The 21,129-nt window shown below is 55.4% G+C and carries 20 protein-coding genes and 1 tRNA gene; 7 read left to right on the top strand and 14 right to left on the bottom strand.

The genetic code is table 11. From position 1 onward, the window contains the following. Positions 1-97: 97 nt before the first annotated feature. The 8 genes from LAO76_20850 to LAO76_20815 all read right to left on the bottom strand — a co-directional run bounded on the left by LAO76_20850 (position 98) and on the right by LAO76_20815 (position 9,423). Positions 98-173 (bottom strand) — tRNA-Ile (locus LAO76_20850). A 120-nt stretch (positions 174-293) separates the two neighbouring features. Beyond that, the gene (locus LAO76_20845) at positions 294-1,664 is read right to left on the bottom strand and encodes a sigma-54 dependent transcriptional regulator (GenBank protein MBZ5493373.1); all 1,371 of its coding nucleotides are present in this window, start codon (positions 1,662-1,664) and stop codon (positions 294-296) included. Beyond that, complete coding sequence (locus tag LAO76_20840; GenBank protein ID MBZ5493372.1) at positions 1,654-2,058, bottom strand: GIY-YIG nuclease family protein; 405 nt, start codon at positions 2,056-2,058, stop codon at positions 1,654-1,656. Before LAO76_20840 ends, LAO76_20845 begins: the two co-directional genes overlap by 11 nt. 76 nt (positions 2,059-2,134) lie before the next feature. After that, entirely contained in the window at positions 2,135-3,937 is a 1,803-nt protein-coding gene (locus tag LAO76_20835; protein MBZ5493371.1) for a HAMP domain-containing protein, read from the bottom strand. Positions 3,938-3,940: 3 nt separating this feature from the next. Further along, entirely contained in the window at positions 3,941-5,392 is a 1,452-nt protein-coding gene (locus LAO76_20830) for a hypothetical protein (protein ID MBZ5493370.1), read from the bottom strand. Then, positions 5,355-6,554, bottom strand: a complete 1,200-nt coding sequence (locus LAO76_20825) for a hypothetical protein (GenBank protein MBZ5493369.1) — start codon at positions 6,552-6,554, stop codon at positions 5,355-5,357. The genes LAO76_20830 and LAO76_20825 overlap by 38 nt, the downstream gene beginning before the upstream one ends. Positions 6,555-6,875: 321 nt before the next feature. After that, positions 6,876-8,369: a hypothetical protein gene (locus LAO76_20820; GenBank protein MBZ5493368.1), complete on the bottom strand. Its 1,494-nt coding sequence runs from the start codon at positions 8,367-8,369 to the stop codon at positions 6,876-6,878. A gap of 226 nt (positions 8,370-8,595) precedes the next feature. Continuing rightward, positions 8,596-9,423, bottom strand: a complete 828-nt coding sequence (locus tag LAO76_20815; protein ID MBZ5493367.1) for a L,D-transpeptidase — start codon at positions 9,421-9,423, stop codon at positions 8,596-8,598. Between the two features lie 915 nt (positions 9,424-10,338). On the opposite strand from LAO76_20815, the gene LAO76_20810 reads away from it, so the two are divergent. Further along, positions 10,339-10,767 carry a ribonuclease HI family protein gene (locus tag LAO76_20810; protein MBZ5493366.1) on the top strand — a complete coding sequence of 143 codons (429 nt, stop codon included), beginning with the start codon at positions 10,339-10,341 and terminating at the stop codon, positions 10,765-10,767. Positions 10,768-10,932: 165 nt separating this feature from the next. On the opposite strand, the gene LAO76_20805 is transcribed toward LAO76_20810, so the two are convergent. Then, the gene (locus tag LAO76_20805) at positions 10,933-11,289 is read right to left on the bottom strand and encodes a PilZ domain-containing protein (protein ID MBZ5493365.1); all 357 of its coding nucleotides are present in this window, start codon (positions 11,287-11,289) and stop codon (positions 10,933-10,935) included. After that, the gene (locus tag LAO76_20800) at positions 11,286-12,962 is read right to left on the bottom strand and encodes a Zn-dependent hydrolase (protein ID MBZ5493364.1); all 1,677 of its coding nucleotides are present in this window, start codon (positions 12,960-12,962) and stop codon (positions 11,286-11,288) included. The genes LAO76_20805 and LAO76_20800 overlap by 4 nt, the downstream gene beginning before the upstream one ends. 309 nt (positions 12,963-13,271) lie before the next feature. Here LAO76_20800 and LAO76_20795 point away from each other — a divergent pair, with 309 nt between their 5' ends. The 3 genes from LAO76_20795 to LAO76_20785 all read left to right on the top strand — a co-directional run bounded on the left by LAO76_20795 (position 13,272) and on the right by LAO76_20785 (position 15,824). Beyond that, positions 13,272-13,967: an HAD hydrolase-like protein gene (locus LAO76_20795; GenBank protein ID MBZ5493363.1), complete on the top strand. Its 696-nt coding sequence runs from the start codon at positions 13,272-13,274 to the stop codon at positions 13,965-13,967. Between the two features lie 696 nt (positions 13,968-14,663). Further along, a complete protein-coding gene (locus LAO76_20790) occupies positions 14,664-15,563 on the top strand; it encodes a hypothetical protein (GenBank protein MBZ5493362.1) in 900 nt (299 codons plus the stop codon). A gap of 93 nt (positions 15,564-15,656) precedes the next feature. Beyond that, the gene (locus tag LAO76_20785) at positions 15,657-15,824 is read left to right on the top strand and encodes a hypothetical protein (protein ID MBZ5493361.1); all 168 of its coding nucleotides are present in this window, start codon (positions 15,657-15,659) and stop codon (positions 15,822-15,824) included. Here LAO76_20785 and LAO76_20780 read toward each other — a convergent pair. The 4 genes from LAO76_20780 to LAO76_20765 all read right to left on the bottom strand — a co-directional run bounded on the left by LAO76_20780 (position 15,819) and on the right by LAO76_20765 (position 19,046). Next, a complete protein-coding gene (locus LAO76_20780) occupies positions 15,819-16,469 on the bottom strand; it encodes an AhpC/TSA family protein (GenBank protein ID MBZ5493360.1) in 651 nt (216 codons plus the stop codon). The genes LAO76_20785 and LAO76_20780 overlap by 6 nt on opposite strands. Before the next feature lie 172 nt (positions 16,470-16,641). Next, positions 16,642-18,003, bottom strand: coding sequence for a signal recognition particle protein (gene ffh / locus LAO76_20775; protein ID MBZ5493359.1), 1,362 nt, complete (start codon positions 18,001-18,003; stop codon positions 16,642-16,644). A 128-nt stretch (positions 18,004-18,131) separates the two neighbouring features. After that, positions 18,132-18,302 (bottom strand): hypothetical protein, encoded by a 171-nt coding sequence (locus tag LAO76_20770; protein ID MBZ5493358.1) that lies wholly within the window; start codon positions 18,300-18,302, stop codon positions 18,132-18,134. An 84-nt stretch (positions 18,303-18,386) separates the two neighbouring features. Beyond that, positions 18,387-19,046, bottom strand: coding sequence for a TetR/AcrR family transcriptional regulator (locus LAO76_20765; protein ID MBZ5493357.1), 660 nt, complete (start codon positions 19,044-19,046; stop codon positions 18,387-18,389). 89 nt (positions 19,047-19,135) lie between these two features. On the opposite strand from LAO76_20765, the gene LAO76_20760 reads away from it, so the two are divergent. The 3 genes from LAO76_20760 to LAO76_20750 are packed head-to-tail and all read left to right on the top strand — an operon-like array spanning position 19,136 to position 21,121. After that, positions 19,136-19,621 carry a CopG family transcriptional regulator gene (locus tag LAO76_20760; GenBank protein MBZ5493356.1) on the top strand — a complete coding sequence of 162 codons (486 nt, stop codon included), beginning with the start codon at positions 19,136-19,138 and terminating at the stop codon, positions 19,619-19,621. Positions 19,622-19,643: 22 nt separating this feature from the next. Then, positions 19,644-19,874 carry a hypothetical protein gene (locus tag LAO76_20755; GenBank protein ID MBZ5493355.1) on the top strand — a complete coding sequence of 77 codons (231 nt, stop codon included), beginning with the start codon at positions 19,644-19,646 and terminating at the stop codon, positions 19,872-19,874. Positions 19,875-19,888: 14 nt separating this feature from the next. Next, positions 19,889-21,121, top strand: a complete 1,233-nt coding sequence (locus LAO76_20750; protein MBZ5493354.1) for an MFS transporter — start codon at positions 19,889-19,891, stop codon at positions 21,119-21,121. Positions 21,122-21,129 lie beyond the last annotated feature (8 nt).

Genomic DNA, 21,129 nt, shown 5'->3' with positions numbered 1-21,129 from the left:
AACTTGAGCCGGTTTCACGGCGTCTGAGCCGCGAGGCGAAATCCTGAGCGCGAAGCGCGAAGGACCTCTCTAACGATAATTCGATTAATTTAGAGACTGGTGGGCCCGGTAGGATTCGAACCTACAACCAACAGATTATGAGTCTGCTGCTCTAACCGTTGAGCTACAGGCCCCGCGTTCAAGTTTCGCACACGCTCGCCCGCCTTGCCAATCTCGATTAGGAACCAGCATTTCCGGATAACCCCAACAACCTTTGTGTTCCTTCGTGTCCTTTGTGGTTAAATCCTGAGCAGTTATTCCTTGCGTATCTCTTTCAAATCAATCCCCATCTGCTGGCACTTCTTATAAAGATGGCTGCGTTCCAGGCCCAGCGCTTTCGCCGTATTCGTGATGTTCTGGTTGTGGCGCTTGATCTCTTCCAGGATCATTTGCCGTTCTACCTGCTCCACGCGTTCAGCCAGGGTGCCGGTCCCGGAGAAAGCCACTCCTCCACCGCCCACGGCCTGCGATGGCAGCGCGGCCTGCACCGTGGCGGGCGTTACGGTATCGCCTTCAGCAAACAGCAACAGACGCTCCACCACATTGCGTAACTCGCGGATGTTCCCCGGCCATGAATGCGCCTGCAGGGCCTGCAACGCCTCCGGGCTGAACGTGATTTCCTTCCAGTTATTTTGTTTCACAATTTGCGCGGCAAAATGCGCCGCCAGCGCGGGAATATCTTCCGGACGCTCCCGCAGCGGCGGCAGCACAATGGGGAAAACAAAAATGCGATGAAACAGGTCCTGCCGAAAATTTCCCTGCTTCACTTGCTCTTCCAGTTGCCGATGCGTAGCCACCACCACGCGCACATTCACCTTTGTCGGCTTGTCTCCGCCAATGCGTTCCACTTCGCCCTGCTCCAGCACGCGCAGCAGTTTGGCTTGCATGGCCAGCGGCATGTCGCCGATTTCATCAAGAAACAGCGTTCCGTCCGTGGCCTGCTCAAACTTGCCGATGTGTCGCGACGCCGCTCCGGTGAAAGATCCTTTCTCATGTCCGAACAGCTCAGACTCAATCAGTTCTGCCGGTACCGCCGCGCAGTTCAGCGTGACGTACGGTCCAGCGTGGCGCGGGCTCTTGTCGTGGATCGTTCGCGCGATCAGTTCTTTGCCTGTGCCGGTCTCGCCGAAGATGCAGACGCGCGTCTCGCTGGCGGCTACGCGCTCCACCTGCGCCATCAGCTTGCGCATCTTTTCGCCTGTAAACACAATGCCGCCGCTGCCCAGTTGCTGCCGCAGTTGCTGGTTTTCCTGTTTCAATCGTTCCAGATGCAACGCGTTCTGCACCGTAAGCAAAAGCTTGTCCGTGGAAATCGGTTTTTCCAGGAAGTCGAGCGCGCCCAGTCGCGTGGCCTTTACCGCCATTTCAATGTGCGCCTGGCCCGACATCATCACCACTGGCGTGGCTATGCCCGCGGCTTTGATCTTCTCGAGTAGCTCAAGGCCGTTCATCGCGGGCATCACAACGTCAGAAAAGATCACGTCATACTTTTCCGCTTTGATCATCTCCAGCGCTTTGATCGGATTGTCACACACCGTGGCCTCATGTCCCGCCAGCCGGAAGGCGCGTGAAAGCGATGCCAGCGTGTTGGCGTCATCATCGACGATAAAAAGGTTAGCTCTCATGGTCCTTGGGTATTTCGTGATCGCCGATGGTCTTTTTTCTGAAATCTCGAGCGTAGCGAGAGATCCCTATACTTTGAAACAGCTCCGAGGTTAAATCCTTCCAGTCGGGATTACTCCCAGAAAAAAGAGCAATCTTCTTCTCCCGTCCATACTTCTTCATCTGCTGTTCACGATCGGCAGCAATCTTTGACTCGGTATAAGTTTCAAAGTACATAAGTCGGTCGATTCCATATTTCTTGGTAAAGCCATCAAATGTCCCGGACTTATGCTGAATCATATGCTTCCTCATGTGATCGGTAAGACCAACATACAGTGTCCCAGTGAGGCTCGCCAGAATATAGACAAAGTAGCACCGCTGGAACCTTCGTATAGACTTTGGCGCTGTCGGGCTCACAGTCCTACAGAGCCTTCTGGGCAATAGGGTTCCCTCCCCTTCGGCAAGCTCAGGGTCGGGATTTCAGAAAAAACGCTCATGAAGCACTCACATTCCTGCCGCCGCCCGCACCTGCCCACACCGGCAGCTCCACATGAAACGTCGTCCCCTGTTCCTTTTTGCTGCTTACCGTGATTCGCCCGTGATGATCGCTGATGACCGATTGCGCAATCGCCAATCCCAGGCCCGTGCCATGCTGCTTGGTTGTGTAATAAGGAGTGAACAGGCGTTCGCACTCTTCTGCCGTCAATCCCGCGCCGGTATCGGCCAGTTCAAAAATCGCAAACCGATCGTCAGAGTTGGTCATCGTGCGGAAAATTAATGTGCCGCCTTGCGGCATGGCGTCAATCGCGTTCAGCACAAGATTTTCTATCACTCGACGAAGCAATACCGGATCGGCGCTTACCCGCGGCACGTCGCCCAGTTGCAATTGCGGTTGAATGCGCCCAGGATCGCGATTGAGCTGGCCCTGAAACAGTTGCGCTATGCTGCGGATTAATTCATTCAAGTCGACCGCCTGCAACTGCGGCGCGGGCATCTTGGAAAAATCGCTGAAGCGCCCGATGATGGTTTTCAGGTTGGCGATTTCCGCCAGCAGGGTCGCGGTGCTTTCCTGAAATACTTCATCAAACTCCTGCGGAGTGTTTTGCCGCGCGCGCAGCAGGTTCTCCACCGTAATCTGCAAAGGGAAGAGCGGGTTCTTCAGCTCATGGGCCAGTCGTCGTGCCAGCTCACGCCATGCCGCAACGCGTTCACTCTGCACCAGGCGCTCGCGCTGTCCCATCAGTTCTTGCGTCATTTGGTTGAACGCCACGGCAAGCTTGCCGATCTCATCCTTCCCGGAGGTTTCCACGCGCACGTCCCAATTGCCATGGCCGATTTCCGTTGCCGCCTGCGCCAGCGTCTTGATAGGCCGGCTGAATCGCGCCGTCACAATCCCGCTGACGACCACCCCGATAAAAACGCCCACTCCGGCAATGATCAGGCTGATGTTGCGAATGCGCTTTTCCAGTAGTAGCTCCTGCTCCAGCGAGTTGCCGACGAGCAGCACAGCCGGAACGCGATCGGTATAGCCGGGAAGGGGAATCGCATGCACAATCTCCTCATTCCCCTGAGCCTGCCCCAGATCGACGGTGACAGAGTCCTCAGCATGTTTGTCCAGAACTTTCTGGATGAGCGCCATTATCCTGGTTGCATTAAAAGTCTCTTTGCCCGGACCAATTATTTCTCCCGATCCCTGCTCCGGCACGCTGAAGATGGCCACGCGCAAACCTTCCGGCGGAGAGAGTGATTGCACAACCGTATCGAGCTTGCGCCCGCCGATCAGGTAATAGTTCAAGCCGTGGACCGGCACAACGCGAAAGCAGAGCATGGCCAGCACGCTGCCTTGCGGAGTTTCAACATGTTTTAGAAAAGCCTGGCGCGGCAAGGGCGAGGGAAGATCGAGAAACCAGCGCTGCTTGTATCCAAAGCGCGCGGGCCAGTGCGCTGAAGAAATAATCGCGCCGTCGGGCGCGATCAGGTCAAGAAAATCCAGCCGCTGCACCGCCGCGTTAGACGCAGCTTCATTCACGTAGTTTGCGTATTCTCCGCCGTTGGCCAGCTCTGTCAACGTGCGCTGCATCGCGTCAGAACCCGCAATTGAATCCACGCCGTGCGTTATCTCGTCGCCCGCATGCTCAAATTCGCGTCGGAACTGGTTCACCAGAGCCGACGTGCGCTCCTGCTCCACCTGGCGGAAAGCTTCGTGCGCGCGCTCTTCAATCAGCCACGCCACCGCGCCTACGCTGGCGGTAATGCTGATCGTCACCAGAAGAAGCAGCTTGGTCTTTAAGGACAATGCTTAGCGCGCTCCTTCCATCCAAAGCTGGTCAAGGCTCCACGCACCATTCAATTCTTGTTGCCAGTTGTGCGCCGCGCTGCTGAGCCAAAGCACCTGTGGGACATGCGCCACCGGCAACACGCGATTCGTCTCCAGCAATTTGCGTTCGATCTCCAGCAGGTCTTCCGGGCGCGTCGCGCCAAGTATTGCCGCAGTATTTTCCTGGGCGATTCCCAGATCGTCTATGCGCGCCGCCAGTGCAACCGATGGATCGAGCGATTGCAGCGGCACGCGTAACAAAACGGCATCCGCATTCATTGAAGCTCGCGCCGCTTTGCTGTAGAGATGGGATTCAGCATAGGGCTGAACGATGATGCCGGCTTCACGCGCGTCAACCGCAATGCGTTCCGCCGCCAACCGAGCCAGCGGATCCGCAAAATCATACGCGAGCGCAATCGGACTGATCACAACAAAGGCCGCCGCGTCCGAGCGCAACTCTTTTGCGCGATTGATATCTGCTGCGCCATTAAACATAAATTCATATCCCGTAAGCCACTGCGGCAACAGCCCGGAAGCGGGAGTTGCCTTGCGCTGAAAGATTACATTGCTGATGGCCGCGCGATTGATTGTCAATCCAAGCGCCTGGCGCACGCGCGCATCCACGGGCTTCCTACCCGGCCTTCCGCCGGAGTCCGGCTGAAGAAAAACCAACGCCAGCAGATCAGCCGGACGTGAGAGAGTTACAGTCTGGTTGTTCTGCTCCACGTTGCGGATCTGGTCCACGCTCAACTCGGTCGCCGCAAAAAGGCCAAGCTGGCGGTCCATGAGCTGGTCACGAAGACTTGCGCCCATCTGAAATTCAATGGCATCGGCAAAAGGGCGTCCGCCCCAGTAATCCTCATTCGCGGTGAACTGCGCGTGTTCGCCGGCTTGCCACTGATTGAGCTTGTAACTTCCTGTGCCTATCAGGATTGGTGGATTGCTGCCGTCGCCCTGGCGTTTCACGATTGCATAGCGCGGCAGCGCCAGCAACTCCGGCATTTGCTGGATGGCATAGGGCGTTTCTATCGACACGGTTTGCTTGTCAACCGCGGAGTATTTCCACGCCGGATTACTCTTCGCCAGGCTCGCTGCAACATCAGCCGCTGTCAGAACTGTGCCGTCATGGAAATTCGCCAGCCGTAGCCGAAATTGCCATGCTCGTTTGGACTGGTCGGCATGCCAGGACAACGCAAGCCCCGAACGCAAACGCCCCTGCGCATCGACTTGTGTCAGGTTCTCAAACGCCAGCGCAGCCATGCGATCACGCGCTGCGGGACGGTCCTCGTCGCCCAATGGATCAATAGAGAGCACGCGATCATGAAGTAGAATGCGCACAGTTCCGCCGTAGCGCGGACGCGATCCGCCATACGCGCCAGCTGCCAGCAGCAAGAAGCTACTGGTTGCAAATAACTGTAAGAGTAAACGCTTCATACTTTCCTGCCTGCGAATGTAACACTCCGTTCACTACCTGCCCGTAATTTCCCGCTGTCCACAATGCTTCCACCGTGCCAGCTAAATCCACCGGCGCGCTCACCGGCAAAGCTTCACGACCGGAAATCTCCACCGCCTGAACGCTATCCGGGCGTGTAGTGTCTGCTGGCGAACTCGTCAGCACTTGCCAGCCCGAACCGCAAACTGAATGCACCGGAGCCAGCGTGCTTCCCCAGCCATTGAAAGTTGCTGCCGGTGTGTTCAGGTCATTTTGAAAAAGCCGTGTGTGCCCGTCCGTCCCGGTGAAAAGCCAAACATGCTGATCGCCGCTCTGCCATGTTGCTCCGGAAAAAAATGCCGTCACCGATGCTCCGGCACTTGGGCCTGCCAACAGACCGTTAAAGAAATTCCTTCGCGGACTAAAAAAGGCAACCAAGCCTTCGCCGATTGGCCAGGGATCGTCGCTGGCGCGGCAATCGAGCGACGGAGGCGAAATCTTTCCGCTGCAACGCGTTTCCGGAAGAAAAACATTGATCTCTCCGCTGTGTACTTCCAGCTGTCCGCGCAAATCGCGCGGCCACGGGTTCTGGTGTGGGATTCCCAGCGTCTGCCGCGGACGCCATTGGCCTGAATCCATTGAATACACCGCAACCTGGCTCGGCTCGAGTACCAGCAGGTTTTGGCTGTCCTGATAAAAGTCCAGGATCGGCGTTTCCTGCTGCCATACTGATATTTTGCGGATGGTGAGCGTGGTGGCGTGCGCTGACTGTGCCTGCTGCGCGCGCGGTAATTTCTTAATTACCGTCTGGCTGCTCGATCCCTGCTGTACGCTTGCGATCAAAAGATAGCCTTGCCAGTCTTCAGAAAAAGTTATGTGCACTTCCGCCACTGCCTGTTCCGGTTTCACTACCCTGACTTTGGCGTTACGGAAGGAGTTGAAAATTGCATTCTGCAAGGCTTCCAATCGTTCTGGTGACAGCGAAGACAGATTCTGGAAAGTTACAGCAACGGCCGAGGGCGATCCCGCGCGCGACTGGATCAGTTGGACAAATTCTGTGGCAGCAGCGGGAAGGGAAGGCATCTCTTGCGACGCGGCTGAAGCGACCGCCGCACAGAAAAACAAAAACGCGCAGAGCCATCGTCTATTGGCGGTCTTAGGCATTGAATGAAAGCTTGTATAGCTCCTCATTTGACTGGAAAACATCGCAATTAGCAATCGGGGAAATGAACTAGTCAAGAGCAAATCCACCACGGAGGCACGGAGACACGGAGGAAAAGCAAGGCTGCCGCAGATTAGCGCAGATAAACGCTGATCTAAACACATCACAAGATCGAATTTTAAGATCAGTGTTCATCTGCGTTTATCAGCGGCAAATATTTTTTGTTTTTCTCCGTGTCTCCGTGGTGAAAATTGCCCTTCCGCCGGCCCGGGCCGGCGTGTCCCGGCGGGGACATGGCAGCCCGGATAACTACCGGCAGAAACTTATCTTCCTTTCCATGACTTGTTTCTAGTCGCTTGCTGTGCCGGCGCAGGTTGCTCGTCCTGCTCCGGGTCGGAGCCTTCATTCTCTTCCGCTGCGGCCTGTGCCGCTTTGGCGTTGGTGAATGCCTCCGGCGTCACGCCACTCTTCATTATGTCGTTGAAAAAGATCTTGGCGTCGGATGGCACCATCATGATCTGCAGCTTGTCAGACATGCGCTCGGCCACAATCTTATTGATCAACAGCGGGCTCTCTTTCAGCAGCGCAGCTTCTGACTTCATGCGTTCGCCGTCAGCCACCGCCACAATGCGTATACGGTTGGCTTCGGCTTCGGCGAGCATGCCTCGGCGTTCCATCTCAGCCTTGCTGTCGATCACCTTGGCCTGCGCCTGAGCTTCCGCATTTTTCACAGTAGTTTCTTTCTGCGCTTCAGCTTCCAGGCGCGACTGCTCAATCTGTTTCTGTTTCAGCGGCAGAGTAAACTGCATTGCGTCTGCTTCTGACTTGGCTTGCAACACCCGTACTTCTCCCGCGCCCTGCGCCTGTTTTACCTGCTGGACGCGTGCCGCTTCGGCCTCCAGCTCCGCGATCTTCACCTGCTTGGCTTTCATTTCTGTTTCCACGCCCATGCCTTCATTCTGCTGCTCTTTTAGCAGCAGACCTTCCAGGCCTTTGGCGTATTCCTCCGGCAATTGAACGTCGCGCAGCATGACCTCTTTCACAATGATGCCGTCAGCTCCCAGCTTGCGTGTAATGCGGTCCGCGGCAGATTGCCGTATCTCTTCGCGTTTGGTGGCAAAAACTTCGCGGACGGTATAGTTCGGCGCCAGCTCGCGAAAGACGCTGGAAACCACCGGCGGAACAATCTCTTTCTCTACCGGCTGCGGCAGGTTGGCATGGATGTAATCGAGCTTTGCCGGATCGAACTTATACCGCACGGTAATGGCCAGCCCAATGCTTAAGCCTTCCCGCGACTGCACGGTGAATGCATCGGCTTTCTTGTTTTTGCTTTCACGCTTTTCTGCTTCGGCTTCGCTGGTCGATTCCAGTCCGTCCTTGCCGGAAGAAGTTGTCAGCACCTGGTCGCGAATGTCATACAGCACTACTGAATCGAGCATGGGAACCACAAAATGGACACCCGGATACAACGTGCCGGGCAGCGTTCCTGCAGTCTGGCTCACTCTGATGCCACCCATCCCGCTGGGCACCACCACTATGCCGGCAGCAAGGATGAGCGGCAGCCAGGCCGCAGGAAACGCCCATTTGGCAGTGGTCCAGTTCAGTTGCGGTTTTTCCACGGTAGCGCCACGGGTTAATGGCCGCTCCGCGGGGGCGCCTTCCGGTCCCGATGAAAGCCCGGATTCGGAGCCTGGAGCTATATGTCGCAACTGGCGGTGATACTGGACAACCCTGTAAAGATTTTTGAAAACGTTGATGGCGGCGGTCGCAAGCAGGCCCCAGCCGGTAAACAACAGCAGATATCTCAAGAACAACATCGCAATGCCTCCTAAAATTCCAAAACCCGATTCACCGCAGAGGCCGCAAAGAGCGCAGAGGAGAGAATCAAAGGACCGGACCCGCTACCTGCCAGTTGTCTCTTCTGCTTGCTCCCACTGCCTTGCTTCCCGATCTGTGCTCATTCGTGCTCTTTCGCGTTGATTCGCGGCTGATCTTTTGCTCTCTGCGATCTCCGCGTTCTCTGCGGTTCAAATTCCTTCTGTCCTATTGCTCAGCGGCTTCAACCGTTGTCGGAAGTGCTGCTGCAGGTCCTACTTCGCTGTTTGTAGCGGCGGCCAGCGTCACGGCCTGCTGTGATGAGGTTGGCGCGGTGAAAACCTTGGCGATCATTGCGTCACGTTCACGCCGGACCATTACCGTGTCACCTACCTGCACCAGCGTGTAAAGCTCTTCCACATCCTGTTTGCGCATGCGAAAGCATCCATGCGATACCGCTTTGCCCACGGAACTCTGCACGTTGGTTCCGTGGATGCCGTACCCTTTCAGGCTCAGTCCCATCCAGCGCGTGCCCAGCGGATTGTCTTTGCCCGGCGCAATCTCCTTATCGCCGTGCCGGTAGACGGGGTCTTTGGCGTGGTTGATGATCACAAAATCGCCGTCGGGGCTTGGTGTGCCGCGCGCGCCCACAGCAATGGGATAAGTCTTCAACACCTGGCCGTGATCGATGACCGCCAGTTGACGGTCCGCGATGCTGATAATGATCTGGCGTTTAGGGGCGGGGTCTGCGCTGTGGGCGATGGCTGCGTGTATGACGCTGGTTTCATCTGGCTTGTTCTTGGGAGCGATAACTTTCTGATCGGTAGCTATCGGATTTGCCGGAACTTGGATTGCCGGCTTGCTTGCCGCAACTTGCGGGTCCTGGCTAACCGCCAAACGCTGCCGCATCGCAGACTGCTCAAGACGTTCCTGTTCGCGCTGCAGGCTGGCGATGTGGGCCTTGGCAGCCAGATGGATGCTGGTCAGCGAGAAGGCCAACGCCGCAAAGATCGCAATGATTTTTGATTTTCCTGAGATCACAACTAGCCGCCGCATGTTGATTTCTCCTTGTGTCGTGTGACACCAGGATTAAGAGCAGCCGGGCAGCCAAGTCTTAACTTGTTGATAATAAACAGCTTATAAAATGTTTAAGTCAGGGCATACGTGGGGGAACATAGACACTGTGTCGCCTGGGACACGCCATCGGGCAAGAAAAAAATGGGTTTCAGGCAGCTATACCTGAAACCCTAGGAGCGCAGCCAGAGTCGAGATACGCAAGCGCGAAATGGAATTGCCAAGGTCCGCGCCGGTTGCCCAAAAATCCAGCCGCTACAGAGATTAGACACGATGCAGGAACGCGCGGAACAGAAAAATTGAGAGTGGAAAGGCGAGATGTATTGAATGGATAATGGCTAGGCAGGGCAGCAAGAAGGTGGGGGTGAGGTGAATTGCTACCACAAATAGTAAAGGCTGTGACATTGGTTATGCTCTAGCCGCCAACTCCTGCGAGGGAGCTAACAACGTGGATGCATGTACCGTCACAGCCCTTGATGCGATCACTGCTTTCGCAGTTCCTGACCCCAACCTGCCCCTCGCAGAGCCTGTCGGTTTTTTCGGGTCCGGGTGTTCACTGGATCGCTCCATTGAACCTGATCACCCAGTCTACTTCGGATCAGCCACTGTTTATTTTGGCTAACCCTTTCGACCGTCGACATGTGTGATCCTAGCTGAAGACCGTGAAAAGTCAACGCCCGTGATCTGTGCAAACGAAGATTTTTTTCCACGATTTCCCGATTTGAAAAACGTAGATAAAATGCGGCTGTGATGACGTTCTTTCCTGCTCGTCCGCGATTTCCACAGTGGTTTCCACAAAATTTTTATCTCCAAGGTGCTGCTCCAAACGTGCGAACGAACCAAAGATGTTCTTGACGGCACAACCTGATCTGCCTCATTGTGTCTCTTAGAGACCAGATGTCAGATCTCATCGCCTATGTCGACGGTGGTTCCCACGGCAGTCCGGGGCCTTCCGGCATTGGCGTTCTGATTGAGAAGCCGGACGGGGAAATGATCCGCATTGCCCGCTGGATCGGCCACCATGACAACAACGTGGCCGAATATGCCGCCCTGCTGGAAGCCCTGCAGCGCGCGTTGGAACTCAATGCCACCTCACTCAGCGTCTTTAGCGATTCAGAGCTGGTCGTAAAGCAGATGACCGGCGAGTATTCCTGCCGCAGCCCGCGGCTTTACTCTCTCCACTGGATGTGCCGCAAGCTGGCCCGCACCCTGAAGTTCTGTATCTCCCACATTCCGCGCGAGCAGAACCAGGAAGCCAACCGCCTGGCGAATCATGCAGTGCGGTTTCGACGGGAACCCGTGCTGGATCAGATAGTATCGCCGTAATCGCGCGGAATCGCCGTGATCGGAAAACCAAAACCTTACCACGGATTTCACTGATCACACGGATTGTTGGGGTTTCCAGATCGCGCGTAAGATATTAACGGCCAGCCGAGCCCTTCGACAAGCAGCTTGATCCGTGGCATCCGTGTTGAGATTTTGGTTTTGCTTTTACGCCTTGGTGTGCTCGTAATATTTGCCGATGATGTGTCCTATCTCCACTGCTGCTTCAGGATCAAGGTCCACAAATTCAAATCCAGCATACTGCTGGTCGGCAAAGCGCAGACGCGCGTTCACGCGCACGCGGATGTCTTCCGTCGGCTCATGGATAGTGAAGGTATAGATTTTGCTGTCTTCGTTGTAGTGCCGGTCGGGCTCCATCATAAAGCCGCCGCGCGCCAATTGACGCAGCACACCGGCTTGCCCGCCCTTGGCATCCATCACCAGCACTTGCGACTGATGCGCGATATCCACTCGCTCAAATCTGCGGCGTTCCTCTGGATTTTGCGCTTCCTGCGTAGGCCTCATTGAATCTGTTCTCCAAATGCGCTGACTGGATCAATGTCCACGGGCACATCTTTTACACTCGTTAGCGCCGATTTTAACTCAGCCGGCATGGAATCATACTTTTTAAACCATTGCTCAGCGCGGTTCCTGTCGCCTGTGGCCTCAATTTCCAGCAGCTCTTTGGCCAGCGTGGCAATCGCATCCGGCATCTTTGTGAAATCAATTGCATACTTTGATGTCTTAGGATCGAACGTGATGGCGCCCTGTTCGGCCAGATAGTTAAATTCCATCATCTCCGCGCGACCGTGGGCTTCAGCCACGCCAAAGCGCACCGTACGGAAAATCCCGGCCACGTGCGACGCATAAAACGTGTTGGCCTGCGTTTTCTGTATCACGCCTTTGTCCATCAGCCAGTTCAGCGCGAACAAGCCCACAACGTCAGCCTTGGCTTCCTCCAGTCCGGAATATGTCGGCCCAATCGACTCGCGAATATCGGCCTTGCCGGCTGCTGTGCGTGCATAAGCCGGTCCCAGTCCGTGGCAGATTTCGTGCATCAGCACCACGGCAAGATAGCCTTCCATGCTGGCCAGCGCTGCCTGGTCTTCCCGCATCAACTGCTTGCCAATGGGCAGCACCACGTAGTTCACGCGCGCATCCATGTAATTCTTGAAGAAAATTTTCTTGGTGCCTTTTTCCTGGTGAATGCGCGGATCGTTCGGCAGATTGTCCGCCACCGCCTGATATCCATGGCGCAGGTCACCGGCGCGGAAGGGCGTGTCCATTACTTCCATCGGGGTGCTCTTGCCTTGCATTGACGGACGATCTTCCGGCGCCAAGGGCAACGCGTCCTGTATGTCCGGAACGTATTTCTTGAACGTATCCAGGCTGTCGCTTTCTTCCTGATTGCGGATCATCACCGCCGCACCGTAAGAGGTCTTCACGCCCAGCAGATCGTCGAGATAGGTTTCATACGGCGCAAAGATAATGTCGAACTTTGGGTTCTCCAGGTCGAGCCACGCTATATCGCTCTTGTAATAGTCATCTGTGAGCAGCGCTTCAGCGCGTAACTGGAGGAAGCCGGCAAAGGCTTTGTCCGGACTGAGAGCCGCGGCCTCACGCAAGGCCTTGGCCGCGCCCGTAAGCCACGGCTTGTATTCAACGTGGTAAGGAACTCCAACCAACTCGCCGCCTTGGCGCTTAACCACCGTGAACGGACTATAAATCTGGGCCTTCTTTTCCGGATGCTTGGCGACGTACGCTTCAATCTCCTGCCGTGTGATGCCCGCAGGGTAAAGCGCATGGCCGGGCAGGAACGGGTCGCTGCCGATGAATGGCTTCTGGTTTTCCAGCAGATCATAGCGGCTGCCGTTGATCATCAGAAAGCGGCGGATCTTCTGGTTCATTACCTGGTTGCAGCCCAGCAGGCGCTTGTACAGCTCCAGCCCTTTAGGATCGCTCTGCCGCCAGTGGATGCTTTCCAGAAATTGCGAAGCTTCCACCAGCTTGTAAACCATCTTGCGCTCGTTGTCGGTGAGACCGCTCACGCTAAAGGGCATGGAAACAAGCTTGAACTTGTTTACCTGCGCGGCAATATCTTCATTCACGTTCTCTTTCAAAAGACATTTATCGGCGGTCTTGGGGGGAGGCGCGGCGCGCCGGCCCGCCTGGGCCAATAGTGTCACCGGAAGGACCATTGCGAAGAAAAGTGCCAACAGACAGGTTGCTGTTTTCATAGGCAAGATTCTAGCAGCCTGGGGACCCCGAAGCATTCGTCTGGGGATGCGCAGAAAATCTACCACGGAGGCACGGAGACACGGAGAAAAGCAAGACAAGAATGGCAAGAGGTCGGGCCGAAAAGGATTTTCTGGCATAGCTTGATGCCGACTGATCGCGGACAAGATGCAGCCGCAATCGTTATGAAGGCGTTCTCGATCATAAGACCTCAGCTATTTTGATCTTTGGTTTCCTCCGTGTCTCCGTGCCTCCGTGGTAGATTTCTGTGCATGGTTTCCCAAACCCTCCTCATCGACGCCGACGACACGCTCTGGGAAAACAACGTTTACTTTGACCAGGCCATTGCCGACTTCATCGAGCGGCTGAACCATCAGCATCTTTCCCCGGACGAAGTCCGGAAATTCCTGTATGAGGTCGAACGCGAGACGGTGCTGGAGCGTGGTTACGGCTCGCACAGCTTTTCGCACTCTCTGGTCAAGTGCTTTGAGCGCCTCTCAGAAAAGCCGGTCACACCGGAGCTGCATGAGTTCATCTGGGGCTTTGCTCACAAGGTTTCAAACTATCCCATTGAGTTAATCGATGGCGTGCCGGAAACGCTGAACTATCTTTCTGGCCGTGGCCATCACATGGTGGTAATGACCAAGGGCGACTTCACGGAACAAGCCGGAAAGGTGGAACGTTCTGGAATCAAGGAATATTTTGCCGCCGTCGAGATCGTGGCGGAAAAAACCGAGTCTGCTTATAAAGAGATCATCGCCAAGTATGAGTTTGAGCCGCAGCTCACATGGATGGTCGGCAACAGCCCCCGGTCGGACATCAACCCAGCGCTGGCGGCGGGCATCAACGCCGTCTTTGTCCCGCATGACCTCACCTGGGCGCTTGAGCATGAAACCGTAAATCCTGCACCTAAAGGGCTCAAGCTGCTACAGGTCGAGAAATTTGTGGAGCTGCAAGAGCATTTCTAGAAGCTTCCGGTCCCTCCGCTCCTCCATAACTCATCCAAATTGGCGTAGGTTTCAAAGGTTTTCCTTTGCGTTCCTTCGTGTCCTTAGTGGTTAACGGTTTTGCTTTTCTGATCCCGCGCGATGACGGCGATATCGGGTGATCACGGCAATTTCTTGCAGCCCTCTGCCTACGTCCTTCAGCCAGCGACCCACCCCCCATAGGACCTTTGTTGAAAACAAAAGCTTAACCCTAATTCGACCGAGCGGTGACCGAGCGGTTGAAGCCTTTTTTCTCCGTTTTCAGGGCCTCAATCGCGGTCAATTTCGGCCCTGTTTTCTCGCTCCAACTGTTCGGTCGGCAGAGGGTCGCAAAGGGCCAGGGGTTCCATTTTTGGCTGACGGCTGAGTGCTGATTGCTAATTTTCAAAGAACCCTCACCGCATAGCGGCTCCTCGCTGGGAGGAAATAATTAACTTTACCATTTGTTCGCCCGGTGGTCAAGAAAACCAAGCGCCGGAGGTGCGACCACAAGTTAGCCCACCCTGAGGCGAGCGCACGCGAAGCCGGAAGGGTGGGTAGGCAAGTAAATAGGCTTGAGCGCCGTTAGGTGCGGCACATAAACTTTCCAAAGAATTAAGGCATGTATCAAGGCATGATTTAGGCGTGCGGCGTAGCGGGCCAACTAGAAAATGCGCCATGGCTAAACGATAATTGGGCATGTCTCTTCCAGAAGAAATAAGGCGCGCGGATGCTCTCACTCTTTTGAACCAGGTATTCACGATATTGGGTGATAGAGCGATTGACTGCACCTTATTTGATTGCTCTGATCCAACTTATGCGATTGTCCAGAGCACATCGTGGAATGAACTCTGTTCGGAAGGCTTGCTGGTAAAGAAGACCGATATGTTGTATGTGCTCACGGCAAAAGGATGGAGCGAGGCTCTCATTCGTGCTGACATAATTTCTACAGATACGTTCAATCACCGTATTGGCGAGTTAGCAAAATCACTAAAGGATCAAGTTAAGGGCCGGCACTATTCTGCAATTTTGCCGTTTGATGATGTTGTTAAAGCCTGTGGTCTTCCTTCAGGCTGGGTTTTCAATGCAATCGATTCCCACATAATATCTCGAGTGCATGGCAAGCAAGATGCGTCTTGGATGGAGGGTTCGCGTGGACGTTTGGTCGATATTCCCAGAGATTTTGGATTGATTGAAATGGATTTATTTGCCGATATCAGGGCCGAAAACCTCAAACTGACCAATGAATTAGAACGGATGGAAGAGCTATATGGAGACTACCGATGCGGAACTTGTTCGGCGCCTCTGACGGTTCGCGGGTCTTGGGACCATGAATATGGCACAGAAGACGTTATGGAGTATGCCTGTGGAATGACGGTAGGTGCTCCTTATGGAGATATCCCCTGTACTCAGAGCTCTCAATTTCCTAAATTTGAGGATTTCCTATTAACGACGAAGTACGATGGAAATCAATGGTGGTGTTTTGCCCGCTCAGTTGGTCCTGTCCATCTTGCGAATACTGCTGGCAGGACAGAAGAAGAGGCTAAGATAGCGATGCGCAATCGATATCTCGAACGCGCAAGGCCTTGGAGAAAATAGAATGAACGAACACGGCGAGGAGAATGTCAGAATTCCTCGTTGAGAAATCCCATCATCTCGAAGGGCTAATTTCCCTTTGTAAATGATAAAAAAATGACGCAATCCCAATCACGCCGCAAGAAAAAAATCCGTCCGAAGCTTGCCCAAGCCACCGCCCGCTACTTCCGCAAGCTTGACGAAATCGCTGCCAAAGAGGAAAACCTGTTAGCGGCAAGCCTTCGTTTAACCAAACCGCTCATTCAGGATATTGACCGCTCATAGCGGGTCAATGTTCAGTTTTTGCAAAATGTCTTCCGGCTCCGGTCTCTTCCGCCAGTCCGCATCAACTCTTGCCCAGGTAATCTTTCCGTTCGATTGCACGATGTAAGTCGCGGCTAGCGGCAGCTCCCAGCCCTGGTCGCCGTTATAACCCGGTAGCTTGGTCATGATGCTTTCATACATCGCCTGCATCTCCGGGGAGAGACGATAGGCAAGCCCGAATTTGCGTGCGACCTGATTTCCCTGATCGCTCAGTACAGGGAAGCGCAGCTTGTGCATGTCGCGCGTCATGTAGGAGTGCTTTTGTGTCTGCGGGGAGATAGCGACCAGCGACGCGCCGGCTCCAGCAATCTGGGGATGAATTGCCTGCAATGCTGCGAGTTGGGCGTTGCAGTAAGCGCACCAGCGTCCGCGAAAGAAGACGATTGCGAGAGGGCCATTGCGAAGCAAGTTTTGTGAACGCCAAAGCATGCCGTCGCCGTCAGGGAGTTCGAAGCCCGGCGCAAGATCGCCGGCCTTGAGCGCGCGATCAGCCAGTCCGGACTTGATCAGATTCTCGGCGAAGCGATCGACCAAGGCCAAGCGCTCGGCGGGAACCATGGCGCGCAACTTGGCGGTGAGTGAGTCGAGTTGTGCATTAAGATCCAAGAAAATCAAAACCCACCACGGAGACACGGAGGCACGGAGAAAAGCAAAAAGATTAGCCACGAATGCACGCGAATCGGCCGAATTTAATAGAAAGTTTTAATTCGTGTTCTTTCGTGTTGATTCGCGGCCAAATCCTGATCAGTGTCAATCAGTGAAAATCAGTGGTAAGGATCTACCGCATTCCCGGCAGCTTCATCCCGGCCAGCTTGCGGCTGAAACTGGATTTGCCCATGTCTTTGAACATCTTGCGCATCTGCGCGTACTGGCGCAGAAGCTGGTTCACTTCCTGCACGCTGGTGCCGGAGCCGCGGGCAATGCGCTTGCGGCGGCTGCCGTTGATGATTTCGTGATGGTTGCGCTCTTTCGGCGTCATGGAATTGATGATGGCTTCCACGCGCGTGATCTGGCTTTCGTCCACGGAATCGGCGGCTTTCTGCATGCCGGCAAACGGCCCAATGCTGGGCAGCATCTTGATGACGCTCTGCAACGAGCCCAGTTTCTTTACCTGGCGAAGTTGGTCGCGGAAATCCTCCAGTGAGAAGCCTTCACCGCCCAGCGCTTTCTTGGCAAACTCTTCTGCTTTTTTCTGATCGACGTTCTCCTGGGCTTTTTCTACCAGCGTAAGGATGTCGCCCATGCCCAGAATGCGCCCTACAATGCGGTCAGGATGGAAAGGCTCAAGCGCGTCATACTTTTCACCCACGCCAATGAACTTGATGGGCTGGCCGGTGACCTGGCGTATGGAGAGCGCCGCGCCGCCGCGTGCATCGCCATCCATTTTGGTGAGCACCACGCCGGTGATGGAAAGTTTTTTGTGGAACTCGTCGGCGGAGCGCACGGCATCCTGGCCGGTCATGGCGTCGGCCACGAACAAGATTTCCTGCGGATTAAGAATCTTCTTGAGCGACTGCATTTCTGCCATCAGTTCGTCATCAATGTGCAGTCGTCCGGCGGTATCAACGATCAGGAAGTTGCAGCCGCTGTTGATGGCTTCCTTGCGCGCTTCTTTTACCAGTCGCTCAACGGTTGGCGTATCGGAGGTTTCAACCTTGCCTTCGTAGAGGTTGGCCTTGATTGCCTCTGCTACAACCTTCAACTGCTGGCGCGCCGCAGGACGATACACGTCCACTGAGACCAGCATGGGCCGGTGTCCGCCTTTTTTCAGCCACGCGGCAAGCTTGCCGGAAGTAGTGGTCTTGCCGGAACCTTGCAAGCCTGCCATCAGGATCACTGAAGGCGGCTGCGATGCGAACTTGAGCTTGGCCGTGTCCTTGCCCAGGACTTCAACCAGCTCGTCATGCACGATCTTGACGATCTGCTGCGCCGGAGAAAGCGCCGTCATCACTTCCTGGCCAACCGCTTTCGCCTGGACGCGGTCAATAAATTCCTTGACCACTTTGAAGTTGACGTCGGCTTCCAGCAAGGCCATGCGGATTTCTTTCAGCGCTTCCTGGATATTTTCTTCGGTGAGCGTGCCCTGTCCGCGCAGGTTCTTGAACGCCCGTTGCAGTTTTTCCTGAAGATTTTCAAACATAGATAAAGACAGTGTCCCTACAGTGGGATTAGATGCTCAAGGTGCAGGTCTAACCCTTATTGTAACAGCCTAGCTAATCGCCTAGGGGCACCGCGACGGTCACCAGAAGACGCGTGAGAATGTTGGTATTAACCGCGACCATGCTTGCTTTGCACGGCACGGACGATCCCAGCCTTCATGTCTTCAACTGTCGCACGCGCAGGAATTTTTGAATTGCCCTCAGCTTTTGCGGCGGCGGCAACGGCTGCCTGGATGTCTTGCAGCGTGTTCGTACGTCTGCCGGAAACAAGGATTTTCATGACGCCCTTCGATTTGGATTTCCTCGCCATTGTAATGAATTATCACTCTACCGTATTCAAGGAGCGAAGCCGAGACATTCCGCCTTACCCGCTCTTTTTCTGCTCCGCGCCCAGATAGTTCAGGAAGGCGCGAACGAGTTCGCGTTTGAGCGCCTGATCGTCCTTGGGCAGAAAGTTTTTCAGTGGTCCCAGGTCGGTGGGCATCACCACAATTTCGTACAGCGTGCTTACCACCATCATAAAAGCCATGGATATAGCCATGCGGGGATCAGGATGCTTGATTTCCTTGCGGTGAGTCAGAAACAGGTCGACGACGTGTTCAATGGCGCGGACCTCAAATTTGCAGGCCGTCTTCCAAAACGCGGTATTTGCTTTGCCGCGAACAAAGGTGCGCATCGCCCGCAGCAGTGCCGCGTTGACGCGATAGCTGAGCACCATGCCGCCGATCACCTGATCGGCAAAGACCGGCAGCGGGATCTGCGCCGCGGCGGTGGGCGTAAGGCCGAGTTTCATTCTTTCGTCCTGGCGCTCCAGCATGCCCAGGATGGTGGCTTCCAGAAGCTCATCTTTGTCATGAAATCGGCGGTAGATGGCGCCCGGGGTCAGCCCGGCGTGCTGTGCGATGCGGGGAATCGTAGCGCCTTCAACCCCATGCTGCCCCAGGACTTCTGCCGTTGCTTTCTGTAATTTGCGCAGCGATTCGCGGCTGCGCTCCTGCTGGGGGGCGAGTGTCTTTTTTGCCATGGGAAATATTTATACCAACCTGCCCAAAATTGTACTTGACAGTTATGTAAATGTGAATTTACATTTACATATTGTGGAGGACATACGAAGTGGCAAACCATGAACAGCAGAGCAAAAGGGAAGAACGAAAGCAAAACTTCCTGGCGATGGCGGGCCTGATAGGAACGTTTGGGGCCGGAGCTTTCGCTGGATCGAAGCGAGAAAAACTTACCCTGAGCATGGGCGCGGATGAACTCAGGCAGGTAGACCTGCTGGTGGAACGCGGGCTTTACCCAAGCCGCGAAGCCTTTCTGCAAGCCGCAGCGCGCAATCTGCTGCATGAGCACGGCATGGACCTGCCGCAGTCGGCGACGAGCCGGCTGACGGCCGCAGGCATCGTCATGCACAACCGCAAGAGCCTGGAAAAACTTCTTGCCGCTGGGAGACAAGTTGAACTCAACGTAACCGGCATTCTTCGGCTCGCCGACGACGTTACTCCGGAGCTTGCCTGCGCCGTTATCAAGCAACTCAAAGTCTGCGGAGCGTTCCAGGCGAGCGCGGAAGTAAAGGCAGCGCTCAAAGACCGCATCCATTAGCCGCGGTGAAGGAGAGAGATAGATGGACACCAACACGCAAGAAGCCGGCAACGAGATTTACGCAGGGCTCTACCTGCGCGCCAAAAGGCAGCTACGCTCTTTAAACTGGAGTCGAAGCAGAAGCAAGAAAGAATCGACCAACTCTGCGGAAACCGAAACCGAGCGTCCCTGGGCTGGTCTGGCGGAGTGGTTGCGCGTGGCGCATTCACTTCTCGATGACAAGACGGTGGAGTTGACTCGCAACGCCGATTGATAAGGAGAACTTTCATGGCTGCCGCCAGCCTACCTGTACCTTCCGCTCCGCCGGCCGCGCTGCATCCGTTGCGTGAGCGCAACTTCCGCATGCTCTGGGCAGGCTCAGCTATTTCCGCCATAGGCGACCAGTTTTATCTGGTGGCGCTGCCGTGGGTGGTTTTGCAGCTGACCGGATCAGCCGTAGCCGTTGGCACCATTCTTATGGCGGTGGCCATCCCGCGGGCCGCACTGATGCTGTTTGGCGGCGCGCTGACGGACCGCATCTCTGCCAGAAGGATCCTCATGAGCACCGCATCGGCCCGCACGCTCCTGGTTACGGTCATCGGATTTCTTCTGTGGTGGCATTTGCTGCAGCTTTGGCAGCTATATGTTCTTGGTTTCTTCTTCGGCGTGGCTGATGCGTTTGCATGGCCCGCTGCCACCACGCTGCTGCCGTCAGTGGTCAAGCGTGAACAACTGGTGGCCGCCAACTCAGTTTTTCAGACTACCGGACAGCTCACCACCATCGCGGCGCCTGCTCCGGCGGGACTCGTGATCAAGGCCCTGGGCACTGCGTGGGCATTTTTCATTGACGCCGTTAGTTTTCTGTTCATCATCGCCGCGCTATGGCAGTTGCCGGATCCGCCGAAAGCCGGGCCTGCCGCCAAGCCTCCCGTGTGGCGTTCAATCCTCGATGGAATCGCTTACGTTCGCGGCGACGTGCCTTTGCGTTCACTCATGCTGGTGGCGGCGATGCTCAACTTCTGCATCAGCGGCCCCATGGGGGTTGGACTGCCGTATCTGGTGAAAACAAAATTCGGTTCAGCCGCGGCCTATGGGCTGGTAATTTCGGCCATGGCAGCAGGAGGCCTAATTGGTGCGCTGCTGGCTGGAATATTAAAGATCAATCGGCGCGGTCTTCTGCTGCTTGGCGCGTGCGTGGCGATCAGCGCCGGCATCGCGTCAATCGGCCTTCTCGGCCACCTGTGGTTAATCGCTGCTGTGTTGCTGTTGCTGGGCTGCAGTGCAGGCGTTGCCAATGTGCACATTGCCGCGTGGATCCAGCAACGGATTGACGCCACGGTGCGTGGCCGCGTCTTCAGCGTTCTGATGCTGGCCAACTTCGGGCTGGTCCCGGTCTCGCTTGCCGTTGCGGGCCTGCTGATCGCCTGGAGCCTCAACCTGATGTTCCTGATCGCCGGTGTATCGATGCTGCTGGTCACGGCTTTTGGGGCATCGCAGAAGCAGGTGCGCGCGATTGAATAGGAAATCGT

This window comes from Terriglobia bacterium (assembly GCA_020072645.1).
Taxonomy (GTDB): Bacteria; Acidobacteriota; Terriglobia; order Terriglobales; family Acidobacteriaceae; genus Angelobacter.
This window is presented reverse-complemented; position numbering and strand designations above follow the sequence as displayed.

Excerpts from the sequence above, each read along its gene's own strand:
- LAO76_20845 (MBZ5493373.1), bottom strand. The coding sequence starts at position 1,664 with ATGAGAGCTAACCTTTTTATCGTCGATGATGACGCCAACACGCTGGCA.
- LAO76_20830 (MBZ5493370.1), bottom strand. The coding sequence starts at position 5,392 with ATGAAGCGTTTACTCTTACAGTTATTTGCAACCAGTAGCTTCTTGCTG.
- LAO76_20825 (MBZ5493369.1), bottom strand. The coding sequence starts at position 6,554 with ATGCCTAAGACCGCCAATAGACGATGGCTCTGCGCGTTTTTGTTTTTC.
- LAO76_20820 (MBZ5493368.1), bottom strand. The coding sequence starts at position 8,369 with ATGTTGTTCTTGAGATATCTGCTGTTGTTTACCGGCTGGGGCCTGCTT.
- LAO76_20815 (MBZ5493367.1), bottom strand. The coding sequence starts at position 9,423 with ATGCGGCGGCTAGTTGTGATCTCAGGAAAATCAAAAATCATTGCGATC.
- LAO76_20810 (MBZ5493366.1), top strand. The coding sequence starts at position 10,339 with ATGTCAGATCTCATCGCCTATGTCGACGGTGGTTCCCACGGCAGTCCG.
- LAO76_20805 (MBZ5493365.1), bottom strand. The coding sequence starts at position 11,289 with ATGAGGCCTACGCAGGAAGCGCAAAATCCAGAGGAACGCCGCAGATTT.
- LAO76_20800 (MBZ5493364.1), bottom strand. The coding sequence starts at position 12,962 with ATGGTCCTTCCGGTGACACTATTGGCCCAGGCGGGCCGGCGCGCCGCG.
- LAO76_20795 (MBZ5493363.1), top strand. The coding sequence starts at position 13,272 with ATGGTTTCCCAAACCCTCCTCATCGACGCCGACGACACGCTCTGGGAA.
- LAO76_20790 (MBZ5493362.1), top strand. The coding sequence starts at position 14,664 with ATGTCTCTTCCAGAAGAAATAAGGCGCGCGGATGCTCTCACTCTTTTG.
- LAO76_20785 (MBZ5493361.1), top strand. The coding sequence starts at position 15,657 with ATGACGCAATCCCAATCACGCCGCAAGAAAAAAATCCGTCCGAAGCTT.
- ffh (MBZ5493359.1), bottom strand. The coding sequence starts at position 18,003 with ATGTTTGAAAATCTTCAGGAAAAACTGCAACGGGCGTTCAAGAACCTG.
- LAO76_20770 (MBZ5493358.1), bottom strand. The coding sequence starts at position 18,302 with ATGAAAATCCTTGTTTCCGGCAGACGTACGAACACGCTGCAAGACATC.
- LAO76_20765 (MBZ5493357.1), bottom strand. The coding sequence starts at position 19,046 with ATGGCAAAAAAGACACTCGCCCCCCAGCAGGAGCGCAGCCGCGAATCG.
- LAO76_20755 (MBZ5493355.1), top strand. The coding sequence starts at position 19,644 with ATGGACACCAACACGCAAGAAGCCGGCAACGAGATTTACGCAGGGCTC.
- LAO76_20750 (MBZ5493354.1), top strand. The coding sequence starts at position 19,889 with ATGGCTGCCGCCAGCCTACCTGTACCTTCCGCTCCGCCGGCCGCGCTG.